Source organism: Amycolatopsis acididurans, from assembly GCF_012328925.1.
Lineage (GTDB): Bacteria > Actinomycetota > Actinomycetes > Mycobacteriales > Pseudonocardiaceae > Amycolatopsis_E > Amycolatopsis_E acididurans.
Map to the genome: position 1 here is coordinate 158,139 of NZ_JAAXLS010000012.1, position 12,972 is coordinate 171,110.

General features: G+C 69.6%; 13 protein-coding genes and 1 pseudogene. 10 read left to right on the plus strand and 4 right to left on the minus strand.

The features are described from left to right. Positions 1-109: 109 nt before the first annotated feature. Complete coding sequence (locus HFP15_RS19580) at positions 110-901, minus strand: class I SAM-dependent methyltransferase (protein WP_168517670.1); 792 nt, start codon at positions 899-901, stop codon at positions 110-112. Beyond that, complete coding sequence (locus HFP15_RS19585) at positions 880-1,380, minus strand: DUF2505 domain-containing protein (protein WP_168517672.1); 501 nt, start codon at positions 1,378-1,380, stop codon at positions 880-882. Before HFP15_RS19585 ends, HFP15_RS19580 begins: the two co-directional genes overlap by 22 nt. Positions 1,381-1,407: 27 nt before the next feature. Between HFP15_RS19585 and HFP15_RS19590 the strand changes: the two genes are divergently transcribed. Further along, on the plus strand, positions 1,408-2,448 hold the full coding sequence (locus HFP15_RS19590; RefSeq protein WP_168517674.1) for a UDP-N-acetylmuramate dehydrogenase: 1,041 nt from the start codon (positions 1,408-1,410) through the stop codon (positions 2,446-2,448). Here HFP15_RS19590 and HFP15_RS19595 read toward each other — a convergent pair. Beyond that, positions 2,445-3,179, minus strand: coding sequence for an SDR family oxidoreductase (locus tag HFP15_RS19595; protein ID WP_168517676.1), 735 nt, complete (start codon positions 3,177-3,179; stop codon positions 2,445-2,447). The two genes, HFP15_RS19590 and HFP15_RS19595, sit on opposite strands and share 4 nt — an antisense overlap. A gap of 51 nt (positions 3,180-3,230) precedes the next feature. Between HFP15_RS19595 and HFP15_RS19600 the strand changes: the two genes are divergently transcribed. The 4 genes from HFP15_RS19600 to HFP15_RS19615 all read left to right on the plus strand — a co-directional run bounded on the left by HFP15_RS19600 (position 3,231) and on the right by HFP15_RS19615 (position 7,648). Beyond that, the gene (locus HFP15_RS19600; RefSeq protein WP_168517717.1) at positions 3,231-4,397 is read left to right on the plus strand and encodes a L,D-transpeptidase; all 1,167 of its coding nucleotides are present in this window, start codon (positions 3,231-3,233) and stop codon (positions 4,395-4,397) included. A gap of 75 nt (positions 4,398-4,472) precedes the next feature. Further along, positions 4,473-5,798 carry a D-inositol-3-phosphate glycosyltransferase gene (mshA, locus tag HFP15_RS19605; protein WP_312871654.1) on the plus strand — a complete coding sequence of 442 codons (1,326 nt, stop codon included), beginning with the start codon at positions 4,473-4,475 and terminating at the stop codon, positions 5,796-5,798. Continuing rightward, entirely contained in the window at positions 5,795-6,310 is a 516-nt protein-coding gene (locus HFP15_RS19610; protein WP_168517680.1) for a type III secretion system chaperone family protein, read from the plus strand. Before mshA ends, HFP15_RS19610 begins: the two co-directional genes overlap by 4 nt. A 588-nt stretch (positions 6,311-6,898) precedes the next feature. Further along, the gene (locus HFP15_RS19615; RefSeq protein ID WP_168517682.1) at positions 6,899-7,648 is read left to right on the plus strand and encodes a phosphoglyceromutase; all 750 of its coding nucleotides are present in this window, start codon (positions 6,899-6,901) and stop codon (positions 7,646-7,648) included. 39 nt (positions 7,649-7,687) lie between these two features. Here HFP15_RS19615 and HFP15_RS19620 read toward each other — a convergent pair whose 3' ends face one another. Beyond that, positions 7,688-8,320, minus strand: coding sequence for a helix-turn-helix domain-containing protein (locus HFP15_RS19620; protein ID WP_168517684.1), 633 nt, complete (start codon positions 8,318-8,320; stop codon positions 7,688-7,690). Positions 8,321-8,386: 66 nt separating this feature from the next. On the opposite strand from HFP15_RS19620, the gene HFP15_RS19625 reads away from it, so the two are divergent. The 5 genes and pseudogenes from HFP15_RS19625 to HFP15_RS19645 form a co-directional block, all read left to right on the plus strand. Then, complete coding sequence (locus tag HFP15_RS19625; protein ID WP_168517686.1) at positions 8,387-9,259, plus strand: aldo/keto reductase; 873 nt, start codon at positions 8,387-8,389, stop codon at positions 9,257-9,259. Between the two features lie 193 nt (positions 9,260-9,452). Beyond that, positions 9,453-10,619 (plus strand): sensor histidine kinase, encoded by a 1,167-nt coding sequence (locus tag HFP15_RS19630; protein WP_210717564.1) that lies wholly within the window; start codon positions 9,453-9,455, stop codon positions 10,617-10,619. After that, positions 10,616-11,305, plus strand: coding sequence for a response regulator (locus HFP15_RS19635; RefSeq protein ID WP_168517690.1), 690 nt, complete (start codon positions 10,616-10,618; stop codon positions 11,303-11,305). The genes HFP15_RS19630 and HFP15_RS19635 overlap by 4 nt, the downstream gene beginning before the upstream one ends. Positions 11,306-11,332: 27 nt before the next feature. Continuing rightward, a complete protein-coding gene (locus HFP15_RS19640; protein WP_168517692.1) occupies positions 11,333-12,379 on the plus strand; it encodes a Ppx/GppA family phosphatase in 1,047 nt (348 codons plus the stop codon). Positions 12,380-12,454: 75 nt separating this feature from the next. Next, positions 12,455-12,972, plus strand: a pseudogene (locus tag HFP15_RS19645) (hypothetical protein); the annotation flags it as partial.

Below are 12,972 nucleotides of genomic sequence, written 5' to 3' on the forward strand. Positions count from 1 at the left end.
TCGTGGCGCCCGAAATGTGTGGCGCACCATGCTTTTGCGGCTATTCCGGGGAGAAGTCAGGGTTCGCCCGTACCGGCAGCCAGGCGGGAAAAGGTAGGGCCTGCCCTATTCACACGGCGGCGACGGTGTGCCACGGGACGGTGAGCTCGCCGAGGCGCCAGCGCTTCGGCCCGTCGAGCACCGGCCAGCCGCGCTGCACGAGCAGGCGCACGGTGTGCAGCCAGCGGAAGCGGACGCCGAAGGCCTGCTGGGGAGCCGAGACCGCCCAGCAGTTATCCAAAGTGGACAACAAGTCGTGCACGGGTTCCCCGGGAATGTTGTGGTGAATCAGCGCTTTGGGCAACCGTTCGGCCACAGTGGAGGGACGGTCGAGTGTGCTCAGCCGGTACGACAGGGTGAGCGAGCGAGGCCCGTCGGCGTCGAGCGTGATCCAGGCGCACAGCCTGCCGATCTCGTCGCAGGTCCCCTCGACGAGCAGCCCGCCGGGCGCGAGCCCGTCGATGATCACCTTCCAGGCGCCGGGCACCGCCTCCTCGGAGTACTGCCGCAGCACGTTGAACGCGCGCACGAGGACCGGCCGGGTGCCGGCGAGCTCGAAACCGCCCTGGCGGAAATCCAGCCAGGGCGGTTCGGCGTCGGGCAGCGCGGCGGCCACGCGCAGCGGATCGAGTTCCAGCCCCAGCACCCGCACCCGCGGGTGGACCGCACGCAAACGATGTGCCATTTCGACGGTGGTGATCCCGGACGCGCCGTACCCGAGGTCCACCACGAGCGGGTCCGCGGCGCGCCGCAGCAAGGCGCCCACCTCGGGCGAGGTGGTCAGCCAGCGGTCGACGCGGCGCAGCCGGTTGGGGTTGGTGGTGCCTCGGGTCGGGTTGCCTAGGAGCGCTCGGCGAGCCACTGAGCCGAGTATTCGGCCTCGCTCGCGAGCAGCTTGGTGATCTGCTCCGCGACGAAGCCCTCGAGCTTTCCGCCGACCAGTGGGATGTGGATCTTCACCTCACCGGTCGTGCGCAGCACGGTTTTCCCGCCCTCGGCCCTGAGCTCGGTCCGTGCCTTGATCTCGCCGGGTATCCCGCTGACCGTCGCTTCGGCCAGCCCGGTGCGGGTCTCGCCCGCGATCCGCCAGGTCTCGTGCCGGTCGACGAACAGGTCGCCCCGGTGCAGGTTGCGTACCACCGAGGGCAGCTTGTCCGCGCCGACACCCTGACGGAGGTGGAAGCGCACGCCGTCGGCGCCGGGCGCGTAGTCGAGCAGGGCCGAGTTGTGGCCGCCGATGTCGGCGAGGCGCGCGCGCAGGGCGTCCTCGCCGGTCTGGGCGGCGTACACGTCGGAAACACTGTGCGCGAACTCGGCACGGTGCTCGATACGGGATGGCATGACCTCAGACAGTACCCTTTTGGACCCGTGGCACCTGTCGAAACCCAGACCGTACTGGCCGAGCACACCACGCTGCGCCTCGGCGGCCCCGCGCGCGCCTTCGTCGTCGCGGAGACCACGGAGGAGCTGCTGGCGGCCGTGCGTGCCGCGGGCGAGCCGATGCTGCTGCTCGGCGGCGGGTCCAATCTGGTCGTCGGGGACTCCGGGTTCGACGGCACGGTCGTGAAGATCGCCACTCGCGGTTGGCGCGTCGACGGCGATTCGGTCGAGGTCGCTGCGGGCCAGAACTGGGACGAGTTCGTCGCCGCGATGGTCGCCGAGGGGCTCGGCGGGCTGGAGTGCCTGTCCGGCATCCCGGGTTCGGTGGGCGCGACCCCGATCCAGAACGTCGGCGCCTACGGCTGCGAGGTCGCCGACCTGCTGACCTCGATCGACTGCTACGACCGGCGCACCGGCGAGGTCCGGGAGATGAGCGCGGACGAGCTGGGTTTCGCGTACCGCACGAGCGTCCTCAAAGGAACGGACGCCGGAATCGTGCTCGATGTGCGGTTCCGGCTGCGCGCCGACGGCCTGTCCGCGCCGATCCGCTACGCCGAGCTCGCCCGCACGCTGGGCGTCGAACTGGGCGAGCGGGTGCCGACGGCCGACGCGCGGAAGGCGGTGCTCGCGCTGCGGCGGGGCAAGGGCATGGTGCTCGACGCCGGCGATCACGACACGTGGAGCGCCGGCTCGTTCTTCACCAACCCGATCGTGCCCGACGCCGAACTCGCCGGCGTACTCGCGCGGATCGCGGAGGTCGTCGAGGGTCCGGTGCCGCAGTACCCGGCCGATGGCGGCGTGAAGCTGTCGGCGGCGTGGCTGATCGAGCGCGCCGGGTTCGGCAAGGGGCACCCCGGACCGGGGGGCCGGGTGTCGTTGTCCTCGAAGCACACACTGGCGCTGACCAACCGAGGCGGCGCGAAGACCGAGGACCTGCTGGCACTGGCCCGGGAGGTGCGCGACGGGGTACGCGACCGCTTCGGCGTCACGCTCCGTCCCGAGCCACTACTGATCAACTGCTCGCTTTAGCTCACGCGGTGTGCCCGGGAGCCGTTGTACTGGTCCCGCGGCTTGATCACGATCGAGTCCAGGTTCACGTGTGACGGGCGGGTGGCGGCGAACGCGATCGCCTCGGCCACGTCCCGCGCGGCCAGCGGCGTGAGGCCCTGGTAGACCTTCGACGCCCGCTCGGTGTCGCCGTCGAAGCGGTTCGCCGAGAAGTCCGTCTCCACCATGCCGGGGATGATCTCGGTGACGCGCACCGGCTCGCCGAGATGCTCCGAGCGCAGTGTCCGGTGCAGCGCCGACTGCGCGTGCTTCGCCGAGGTGTAACCGGAGCCGCCGTCGTAGACCTCGTGCCCCGCGATCGACGTGACGGTGATGACATGCCCGTCACCGGACTCGATCAGCTTCGGCAGCAAGGCCTTCGTCATGCGCAGCGTGCCCAGGACGTTGACCTCCCACATCCAGCGCCAGTGATCCTCGTCCGCCTCGGCGACGCGTTCCAGGCCGCGCGCTCCACCGGCATTGTTGACCAAGACGTGGCATTGTGGGATCTGCTGGACAAATGCGGCAACCGATGCAGGGTCCGACACGTCCAGTACATGGGCGGTACCGGACAAATCAGCTGCCAGCTTCTCGAGGCGGTCGAGGCGCCGGGCCCCGAGCACGACGTGGAAACCGGCTTCGGCCAGCGCGCGGGCGGTCGCTTCGCCGATGCCCGCACTGGCTCCGGTGATCACCGCGGTTCGCTTGCTCATGCCGCCCATACTTCCAGTGGGGGAGTGTCCGGAGTGTGGAGGTAGTTGGTGTTGTTCGAACGGCGAACGGTGTTCAAGGCGGCGCTCGCCGGCGGGGCGGGGGTCTTCGCGGCGGCCTGTAGCAGCGGTGACGGGTCGAGCGGCGGCAACCAGCCGCCCGCGACCTCGGCCGCGGCGCCGGTGGCCAAACTCACCGCGGAGCCCGCCGTCGACGCGAAGAACGTGCCGGTCCTGCAGCCGGTCACCGTCAAGGTCACCGACGGCAAGCTCACCGATGTCAAGGTCACCAACGCCGACGGCAAGGCCGTCCAGGGCGCCTTCAACGCGGATCGCACGGCGTGGACCACCAGCGAGTCACTCGGCTACGGCAAGACCTACACCTATGCCGCCACCGCGACCGGCAGCGACAACAAACCGGCCACGCTCGGCGGCTCGTTCACCACGATCGATCCGGCCAATCAGGTGCGGGTCACGGTCAACCCCGCCGACGACGCGGAGGTCGGGGTGGGAATGCCGGTGAGCGTGAAGTTCACCACCGACGTCACGAACAAGGCGGCCGTGGAGAAGGCCCTCGTGATCGAGACCGGCAACAAGGTCGAAGGCTCGTGGGGCTGGCTCTCGGACCGGCAGGTGGACTGGCGGCCCAAGGCGTACTGGCCGGCCAACACCGAGGTCAAGGTCGAAGCGAAGCTGTACGGGATGGACCTCGGCGGCGGCGCCTACGCCCGCGCCGACGTCACCTCCAGCTTCAAGATCGGGCGCAACCAGGTCGTGAAGATCAACACGCCGGATCACGTGATGAACGTCTACCGCAACGGCTCGAAGACCGCGAGCTACCCGTGCAGCAACGGGCTCGACTCCGATGTGAACCGCAACACACCCAACGGTACCTACATCGTCATGACCAAGGAGCCGCACGCGATCTTCGACAACGCCCGCTACGGCTACACCAACGTCAACAAGAAGTGGGCCTGCCGGATCTCCAACCACGGCGAGTTCATCCACGAGAACCAGGACAACGCGGCCGCGATCGGCCGGACCAACAACTCCCACGGCTGCGTCAACCTGCTGGAAGCCGACGCCAAGAAGTACTTCGACTCGGCGCTGATCGGCGATCCCGTCGAGATCACCGGATCCCGGCTCGGGCCGGTCACGACCTCGGACGTCATGGACTGGCTGATCGACTGGCCGACCTGGAAGGGCAAGTCGGCGCTCTAGCCGGTTCACGCCCTTGGGAAGATGTCGGGGGTCCGCGCGCGTTGGCTCAGGGTGCGGACGCTGACATACATGGGAGTGGAATCAGTGACGACCTCGCTGCGCGGGCCTCGACGTGTTCCGGCGACAACGATCTGGCCGCGCAGAGTCGCGGTGCTGTCCGTGCACACCTCGCCTCTCGAACAACCGGGTACCGGCGACGCGGGCGGCATGAACGTCTACATCACGCACACCGCGATCGAGATGGCGCGCCGGGGGATCAGCGTCGAGGTGTTCACCCGCGCCACCTCCTCGGAGCAGCCGCCGGTGGCCGAGCTGGCCCCGGGCGTGCTGGTGCGGCACATCCCGGCCGGTCCGTTCGAACCGCTCGGCCGCGACGAGCTGCCCGCGCAGATGTGCTCGTTCACCTCGGGCGTGCTGCGCGCCGAGGCGTTCCACGAGCCCGGCTACTACGACCTCGTCCACTCGCACTACTGGCTGTCCGGGCAGGTCGGCTGGCTGGCGCGCGACCGGTGGGGCGTGCCGCTGGTGCACACCGCGCACACGCTGGCGAAGGTCAAGAACGCCGCGCTGGCCGAGGGCGACAAGCCCGAACCGCGCACCAGGGTGATCGGTGAGCAGCAGGTCGTCGAGGAGGCCGACTGCCTGGTCGCGAACACTCCCGTCGAGGCACGGCAGCTGGTGGGGCTGTACGACGCCGATCCGTCGACGGTGCACACCGTCGAACCGGGCGTGGATCTGGAGCGGTTCACGCCCGGTTCGCAGCAGGCCGCCCGCCGCGCGCTCGGCCTGCCCCCGGACGCGGTCGTGCTCGCCTTCGCCGGGCGCATCCAGCCGCTCAAGGCGCCGGACGTCCTGCTGCACGCCGCCGCGCATCTGCTCGCGGACCGTCCCGAGCTGCGGGAGAAACTGGTCGTGCTGATCGTCGGCGGGCCTTCGGGCACCGGGCTCGAACAGCCGCAGGCCCTGCGCGAGCTGGCGGACACGCTGGGCATCGCGGAGCAGACCCGGTTCATGCCACCGCAGGGTGGCGCGAAGCTCGCCGAGGTTTACCGCGCCGCGGACGTGGTAGCGGTTCCCAGTTACAGCGAGTCGTTCGGATTGGTCGCACTGGAGGCACAGGCATGTGGCACGCCCGTGGTCGCGGCCGAGGTCGGCGGGCTGCCGGTCGCCGTGGCGCACGGGGTGTCGGGACTGCTGGTGCCCTCGCATGCCGGCGGGGACTGGGCGGCGGCGCTGGCCAGTGTGGCGTTGCGGCCGGGTCGCCGTGCCGAGCTGGCGGCCAACGCGGTCGAGCACGCGCGGCGGTTTTCCTGGCAGCGCACGACGGAGGCGTTGCTGGGCACGTACGCGGCGGCCTCACGGACGTTCCACGAAGCGCTACGCCCGGAGGTGGCGGTATGAGTATCGACGACGTGATCCAGTCCACCCTGGACAACGCGGAACTGAAGTACGACAAGAAGGGCGAGGGACGCTATTTCGTCACCTTGCCCGGCACCAAGAAGCTGCAGACGAACTGCTGGCTCATCGAACAGAAGCACGCGTTCGCCGTGGAGGCCTTCGTGTGCCGCCGTCCGGACGAGGCGCACGAGGAGGTGTACCGGTTCCTGTTGCGCCGCAACGCGAAGCTGTACGGCGTGCACTACACGGTGGACGCGCTCGGTGACATCTATCTGGTCGGCAGGATCGGGCTGGGCTGCGTCACGTCCGAGGAGCTCGACAAGATCCTCGGCCAGGTGCTGGAAGCGGCCGACGGCGATTTCAACACGATCCTGGAGATCGGGTTCGCCGGCTCGATCAAGCGCGAGTGGGACTGGCGCGTCTCGCGCGGCGAGTCCCTGGCGAACCTGCAGGCGTTCAAGCACCTGATCGAACCCGAAACCCCCCACGAACCAGGCGCCCTAACCGACCCCTGACAACACCAAGCCCCACGAAACCACGAAAACCCGAGGCGACCACCGGAGATGGGGGTCCGGGGTTCCCCCCCCCGGGCGGGGTCTGGGGGTCGCACCCCCAGAAACAATGGGGAACCGCCTGCAATGGGAGCGCTTCCCGCGAACAGGGGGCGCCCAGGCGGGACGGCTCGAGGGAGGGGGAGTCGCGAACTCGAGCCGCCCCGCTGACGCTCCCGCCGCGAATGGACCCGGTGGCGAGGGGGAGTGCCAACGGGGCCGGCGGGGCCGCAGCTCGGCAGGGGGGAGACGAGCTGCGGTCGTACCCCGCTGCCGCTGGGGAGTGCGTGGATTCCAGCGGTGCGGGACGTAAATCAACTTGTCAGATATCCACCAGTAATCACAAGACTACTGGATACTCCATTCGAGTGATTTTCGTGACGCATGTTAACGGTATGCAGCAAGTGTCACTTTTTCGTGACGCAGAGGATTACTCGTTTTGCTGCCGGACGAGTGCGTTACCGGGCAGTAACGCACTGTGCGTAGACCGGCGTCCTCGCCCACCGCCACCCTCAACGGAGACGCTTCGCGTCGCCCCTTTAGATTCGGGGCATGGCCGAACTTGGGACGTTGGTGCTGATCCGGCACGGACAGAGCACCTGGAACGCGGAGAACCTCTTCACCGGCTGGGTCGACGTGCCGCTGTCCGAGCAGGGCGAGGCCGAGGCGCGCCGCGGCGGTGAGCTGCTGGCCGAGGCGGGGCTGCTGCCGGACGTGGTGCACACGTCGTTGCTGCGCCGCGCGATCTCCACCGCCAACCTCGCGCTGGATGTCGCCGACCGGCACTGGATCGACGTGCGCCGCAGCTGGCGGCTCAACGAGCGGCACTACGGCGCACTGCAGGGCAAGAACAAGAAGCAGATCCGCGACGAGTTCGGCGAGGAGCAGTTCATGCTCTGGCGCCGCTCCTACGACACTCCGCCGCCCGAGATCGAGCGCGGCAGCGAGTTCAGCCAGGACACCGACGCGCGCTACGCCGGCCTCGGCGCCGAGATGCCGCTGACCGAATGCCTCAAGGACGTCGTCGCGCGGATGCTGCCGTACTGGGACTCGGCGATCGTGCCGGACCTGCGCGCGGGCAAGAACGTGCTGGTCGCCGCGCACGGCAACTCGCTGCGCGCCCTGGTCAAGCACCTCGACGGGATCTCCGACGACGACATCGCCGGGCTCAACATCCCGACCGGCATCCCGCTGCGCTACGACCTGACCGACGACCTCAAGCCGGTCAACCCCGGCGGCACCTACCTCGACCCGAAGGCCGCGGAGGAAGCCGCCGCCGCGGTCGCCAACCAGGGCCGCTGATCCCGGGTGTGCCGTGAGGGATCCCCCTCGCGGCACACCTCAGACCAGGCCCAGATCGCGGGCGCGGGCACCGGCCTGGAAGCGCGACGTCGCGCCGAGCGCGTTCATCAGCTCGGCCACCCGCCGCCGGTAGGTGCGCAGCCCGAGGCCGAGCGTGCGCGCCGCCGTCTCGTCCTTGCAGCCCGAGGCGAGCACGTCCAGTATCCGCGGCGCGAGCGCCCTGACCTCGGCGAAGTTCGCGTCGAACACCTTGATGTCGGTGCTCGCCCGCCAGGCCGCGTTGAACAGCGAAGTGACACTCCGCAGGACCTCGGGGCGGGTGACGACGGTGTAGCTGTGGCCGTCGCCCGCCAGAATCGCCAGCCGTTCGCCGACGATGATCGTCTCGTTCACCTCGTCGCGGGTGATCCGGATTTCCGCGCCCAGCCGGTGCCGCTCCCAGACGTGCTCGGCCTGCGTCGGATCGAGCAGCACGGCCGGCCGGTACAGCTTGCGCACGCGGCCCTCGAGCGGCCGGTGGTCCTGCTCGCCGTGGAACTGGTGGGTGACCGCCCAGGTGTGCAGATCGTTGGCCGCGCACGCGATCTCCTCGGCCGCCGCGAACAGGTGCGCGGTGCGGGCGAACAGTTCCTCTTCGCCGCGCACCACGACGACATCGCCGGTCGTCTCCATGAGTCCATTCTGGCAGAAAGCTGCCAAGCGCGGGCACGCCGCGAAAAGCGGCAGCAGGCTGGAGTCATGACAGAGATGATCACCGCCGCAGCGGCGGGAACCTGGCAGCTCGGCGACCTGACCGTGAACCGGCTCGGCTTCGGCGCGATGCGGCTGATGATGAAGGCCGACGGCAGCCCGAGCGACCGCGACCAGGCCATCGCCGTGCTGCGGCGCGCCGTCGAGCTCGGCGTCAACCACATCGACACCGCCGCGTTCTACGTCTCCAGCACCCGTTCGGCCAACGAGTTGATCAACACCGCGTTCGGCGGCCGCTACCCCGACGACCTGGTGATCACCACCAAGGTCGGGCCCGGACTGAACCCGCTCACCATGCGGCCCGCCGAGTACGGGCCCGAATACCTGCGTTCGCAGGTCGAGGAGAACATCCGCCAGCTCGGCCGCGACCACATGGACGTCGTCAACCTCCGCATCGGCGATGGTCTGGACCGCGGCACGGGCTCGCTCGCCGAACGGTTCGGCGTGCTCGCCGAGCTTCGCGACAAGGGCCTTATCCGCCATCTGGGTATTTCCAACGTCACCGCGAGCCACCTCGCCGAAGCGCAGGCGATCGCGCCCGTCGTGTGCGTGCAGAACCAGTACGGGCTCACCGTCCGTCGTGACGACGACGAACTCCTGAAGCTGTGCGGCGAGCACGGGGTGGCGTTCGTGCCGTTCTTCGCGATCGCGAGCGGCACCGAGAACAAGCAGGTCAACGCCATCGCCGCGGAGCGGGGAGTGACCGCCTCGCAGGTCCGTCTGGCGTGGACACTCCACCAAGGACAGCACGTGCTGGCTATCCCCGGCACCGGGAATCCGGTACATCTGGAGGAGAACGTGGCGGCCGCCGGGCTCCGGTTGTCGGATGACGAGCTGGCACGGCTCGACTCGATCCAGTGAACCTCGAACGGACGAACTGTCACGGCGCGGCGGCGCCTTGATGAACACGGCCTGAAGTGGCGGAGAACAGTTTTCCCGGAGGTGTCACAGCCGTCACGACAAGCCTGCGAAGGCTAGGTCAAATGGTCACTTTCATGCTTACGATTCAGCCGTGAGCGTGAGTGCTGCACTCGCTTTGGCCGTCGGCGCACTGCTGGTCGGCGCGGTCGCTGGTTCCCTGATCACGCGGTTCCGGCGCCGGCGGGCGGAGCGCCGTCCCACCGGGCCGACCGTGGCCGAACTGCTGCTCCGCCTGGTGCGCTCGTCCAACAACGGCGTGGTCGTGCTCAACCGGTTCGGCGACATGGTGTTGCACAACCGGCGGGCCGAAACGCTGGGGCTGGTGCGAGACAACCGGGCCGACCCGCGGGCCCGCGTCGCCGCCGAACAGGTCGTGGAGACCGACGAGACCGTCGAGATCGACCTGTCACCGCTGGAGGCGCGGGGCCGTCAGCCCGCCGCCGTGGTCGGCGAGGTCCGGCCGCTCGGCGACGGCTTCACCGTGACCGAGGCCGTCGACCACTCCGAGGCGGCGCGGCTGGAAGCCGTCCGCCGCGACTTCGTCGCCAACGTCAGCCACGAACTCAAGACCCCGGTCGGGGCGATCGCGCTGCTCGCCGAGGCGGTACTGGACGCCGCCGAGGACACCGAGGAGGTGCGCCGCTTCGGCAGCAAGATCCTGCACGAGTCCACCCGGCTGGGCACGCTGGTCACCGAGCTGATCGCGCTGTCGCGGCTGCAGGGCGCCGAGCGGCTGCCCGACCTCAACGTCGTCGAGGTGGACGCCGTCGTGCGCGAGGCGCTGGGCCGCACCAAGCTGGCCGCAGAACGTGCCGAGATCACCATCACCACCGACGCGGCCAGCGGGCTGCTCGTCGAAGGCGACCGGACCCTGCTGGTCACCGCGCTGTCCAACCTGCTGGAGAACGCCGTCGCGTACTCGCCGGCAGGCAGCCCGGTCTCGATCAGCCGCCGCATCGTCGACGGCATGGTCGAGATCGCCGTCACCGACCGCGGCATCGGGATCGCCGAGGAAGACCAGGAACGCGTGTTCGAGCGCTTCTACCGTGCGGACAAGGCGCGTTCCCGCGCCACCGGCGGTACCGGGCTCGGGCTCGCGATCGTCAAACACGTCGCCGCCAACCACGGCGGCGAGGTCAAGCTGTGGAGCATGCCGGGCACCGGGTCGACATTCACCCTGCGCATTCCGGTGCACCACGGCGGGACCAACGGGGCAGCGCCGCAGCCCCGGCAGGAAAAGGTGCCCGAACGGGCATCGCGGCTTGTCTCGACCAGCCAAGAACAGGGAGGAACGCAGTGACGAGGGTGCTCATCGTCGAGGACGAGGAGTCGTTCGCCGACCCGTTGGCCTTCCTGCTGCGCAAGGAGGGCTTCACCGCCGCGGTCGCCACCAACGGCCAGACCGCACTGGAGGAGTTCGACCGCAACGGCGCCGACATCGTGCTGCTGGACCTGATGCTGCCCGGGATGAGCGGCACCGACGTGTGTAAGCAGCTGCGCCAGCGCTCGGCCGTCCCGGTGATCATGGTGACCGCGCGGGACAGCGAGATCGACAAGGTCGTCGGCCTCGAACTCGGTGCCGACGACTACATCACCAAGCCGTACTCCGCGCGGGAATTGATCGCCCGCATCCGCGCCGTGCTGCGCCGCGGCGGAGAGGGCGGCACCGAGGGCGAGCTGGCTCCGCCGGTGCTGGCCGCCGGGCCGGTGCGGATGGACGTCGAGCGGCACGTCGTCACCGTCGACGGCGGCGAGATCTCCTTGCCGCTCAAGGAGTTCGACCTGCTCGAATACCTGCTGCGCAACGTGGGCCGGGTACTGACCAGGGGCCAGCTGATCGACCGGGTGTGGGGCGCGGACTACGTCGGGGACACCAAGACCCTGGACGTGCACGTCAAGCGCCTGCGGTCCAAGATCGAACCCGACCCCGGCTCGCCCCGCCACCTCGTCACGGTGCGCGGTCTTGGTTACAAGTTCGAGACCTGAGGCACGCGCCCGGTACCGTAGGGCTTTGTGCGCCTAGGGGTTCTCGACGTCGGGTCCAACACCGTCCATCTGCTGGTGGTGGACGCCCATCGTGGCGCCCACCCGACGCCGATGCACTCGGAGAAGACCGTGCTGCGGCTGGCCGAGCAGATCACCAAGAGCGGCGAGCTGACCAAGTCCGGTGCGGAGGCGCTCGTCGAGGCGGTCGAATCGGCGAAGGCGTCGGCCGCGCGGCTCGGCTGTCAAGACCTCATGGCCTTCGCCACCTCGGCGGTGCGCGAGGCGACGAACTCCGCGAAAGTACTGCGCAAGGTCTCCGACGAAACCGGGGTGGACCTGAGAGCGCTTTCCGGGGTCGACGAGGCCCGGCTGACGTTTCTCGCGGTGCGCCGCTGGTACGGCTGGTCGGCGGGCCAACTGCTGGTACTCGACATCGGCGGCGGCTCACTGGAGGTGGCGATGGGTATCGACGAGGAGCCCGAGTTCGCCGAATCGCTGCCGCTGGGCGCCGGCCGCATCACCCGCACCCGTTTCGCGCACGACCCGCCGACCCGCTCCGAGCTGGTCGGGACATCGGCGTGGCTGGACGAGCAGCTCGGCGGGCTGGCCAAGCGGATCGGCAAGCTCGGCCCGCCGGACCGGATCGTGGCCACCTCGAAGACGTTCCGCTCGCTGGCCAGGCTCACCGGGGCGGCGCCCTCGGCGGCGGGTCCACGGCTACGCCGTACCCTGTCCGATACCGCACTGCGGCAGCTGATCGCCTTCATCTCGCGGATGACGGCGGCCGACCTGGCTGAACTCGAGGGTGTCAGCTCGAGCCGGGCACACCAGCTGGTCGGTGGCGCACTGGTGGCACAAGCCGCCATGCGGGTGCTGTCGCTGGAAGAACTGGAGATCTGTCCCTGGGCGCTGCGAGAGGGCGTGATTCTGCGGCGACTGGACCTTGAGAACGGTGCGGACGACACTGCACCGGGAGGATGGCGTAGTTCGTCGCCGAATCGGACCGGTGACAGCAGTCCGGTGGACGACGGCGAGACCTTGCGGGCAGGGTGGAAAGGTGGAAGGGATGCGTGAGGCAGTGCTGCGCGCGTGCCGGATCCGGCACCGCGCCTGGAGGGTGCGCGACCACGCGGTTGGGATGAAACGCTGATGAGTCGAGAAAGCGGACAGGACCGCTCGCAGAAGACGGTGGCCGAGCTGCTCGCTCTGCACGGTGGCAACACCGAGGGCCGCCGCCGGCACCGGCGTGCCGCCGACGACGAGGAGGAGCAGCAGAACCCGGCTCCGCCACGACGCGCGCGCGGCACCACGGACACCGGCCCGCAGGCGATCATCGACCGCGTGCGTGGTGACGGCGGCACGCCGCCGCCCTCGGGCCGCCGCCGCGCGATGCCGGACGACGAACCGCGCCCGAACGGCACCTCGCAGGACTCCGGTTATGTGGCGCGGCCGCCCAACGGCTCGCCGCGGCCACCCAACGGCGCACCGAACGGCGAGCCGCGGCCCAACGGGGCGCAGCCGTCGGGCGCGTTCCCCCGGCCACCCCAGCAGCCGGGCGCCACCGGTTTCTCGCGTCCGCCACAGCAGCCCGGTGCTCCGGACCCGAGTGGCTACTCCCGTGCACCCCAGCAGCCGGGCCCCGGCGACGCCGCCGGTTACTCCCGCCC

What these genes read in the sequence shown, in the direction of transcription:
- HFP15_RS19585 (WP_168517672.1), bottom strand. Translation starts at nt 1,380, where the DNA reads ATGCCATCCCGTATCGAGCACCGTGCCGAGTTCGCGCACAGTGTTTCC.
- HFP15_RS19595 (WP_168517676.1), bottom strand. Translation starts at nt 3,179, where the DNA reads ATGAGCAAGCGAACCGCGGTGATCACCGGAGCCAGTGCGGGCATCGGC.
- HFP15_RS19610 (WP_168517680.1), top strand. Translation starts at nt 5,795, where the DNA reads ATGAGTATCGACGACGTGATCCAGTCCACCCTGGACAACGCGGAACTG.
- HFP15_RS19615 (WP_168517682.1), top strand. Translation starts at nt 6,899, where the DNA reads ATGGCCGAACTTGGGACGTTGGTGCTGATCCGGCACGGACAGAGCACC.
- HFP15_RS19620 (WP_168517684.1), bottom strand. Translation starts at nt 8,320, where the DNA reads ATGGAGACGACCGGCGATGTCGTCGTGGTGCGCGGCGAAGAGGAACTG.
- HFP15_RS19625 (WP_168517686.1), top strand. Translation starts at nt 8,387, where the DNA reads ATGACAGAGATGATCACCGCCGCAGCGGCGGGAACCTGGCAGCTCGGC.